Origin of the sequence: Paenibacillus ottowii (genome assembly GCF_050516475.1) — a bacterium.
GTDB classification, from domain to species: domain Bacteria; phylum Bacillota; class Bacilli; order Paenibacillales; family Paenibacillaceae; genus Paenibacillus; species Paenibacillus ottowii.
This window is the reverse complement of the sequence record NZ_CP191577.1, coordinates 5,524,261-5,525,565: the sequence shown is the minus strand read 5'-3', so window position 1 is coordinate 5,525,565 and position 1,305 is coordinate 5,524,261. Positions and strand designations below refer to the sequence as shown.

Annotated in this window: 1 protein-coding gene; it reads left to right on the top strand. The window is 55.6% G+C overall.

What is annotated here, in order from left to right; all coding sequences use genetic code 11:
* The coding region (locus ACQQ6X_RS25600; RefSeq protein ID WP_430493606.1) for a non-ribosomal peptide synthetase at nt 1-1,305 on the top strand (1,305 nt) is incomplete at both ends.

Below are 1,305 nucleotides of genomic sequence, written 5' to 3'. Positions count from 1 at the left end.
CATCGCATGGCTGTCAGCCTTTGTATTTGACGCCTCAGTGAAGCAAATCTTTGCCAGCTTGCTGTTAGGTCACACCTTGCATGTGGTATCCCGTGACGTCAGTCTGAGCGGGGAGCATCTGATCGCCTACTACCGCACGCACCGGATTGATTTGTCGGACGGCACACCTGCGCATCTGCATATTTTGAACGAAAGCATCAGCGTGACAGAAGCGCCAGATGTGAAGCACTACCTGATCGGGGGCGAAGCCTTATCGGTGCAGCTGGTCCATGTGTTCCTGCACAAGTGGGCCGGGTATCGTCCGGTGATTACGAATGTGTATGGTCCGACCGAAACGACGGTAGATGCGACGGCTTATACGATTGAAGATGTAGAGTCCCTGCATGTCCTGCTGGAAAAAGGGGAGCACACGGTATCCATCGGAACGCCAATAGCGAACCAGGCTGTGTATATTCTGAACCACCAGCAACAGCTGGTGCCGATCGGTATCGCGGGTGAGCTTTATATCGGGGGTGCAGGTATCGCACGAGGATACCTCAACCTGCCAGAACTGACGGCAGAGAAGTTTATCCCGAATCCGTTTGCTGATGCGGCGGTTGCCGATCAAGCAGGCAGCACTTACGCAAACCGGATGTACCGTACAGGTGATTTGGCACGGTGGCTGCCGGATGGCAGTATCGAGTATTTAGGCCGGATCGACCACCAGGTCAAAATCCGCGGCTACCGGATCGAGCTGGGCGAGGTGGAAGCACAGCTGCTGACCGTAGACGGTATCCAAAAAGCCGTGGTTACAGCATGGGAAAACGAAGACGGACACAAGGATCTGTGTGCCTATATCGTAGCTACAGAGTCGCTAAGTCTGCCGGAACTGCGGAATGCGCTGCAGCCGAAGCTGCCGGATTATATGATCCCGACGTATGTGGTACAGCTGGATCGTTTCCCGCTGACACCCAACGGGAAAATCGACCGAAAGGCCTTGCCAGCACCGGAAGCACGCCTCGAAGGAGGCCTGGAGTACGTTGCGCCGCGGACGCCGCTGGAAGCCAAGTTAGCTCAAATCTGGCAGGATGTATTGAAGTTGTCCAGCGTCGGCGTCACCGACTCATTCTTCGATGTGGGCGGGCACTCCCTGCGGGCAACGACACTGGTGGCCAAAATCCATCAGGAACTGGACAGCCGAATGACACTGCGTGAGGTGTTCCAGCACTTTACGATTGAGCAGCAAGCTCAGCTCATCGCAACACATGGCACAGACACCTATACGGTGATCCCTGCTGCGACGAAACAGGCCTACTACCCTGCTTC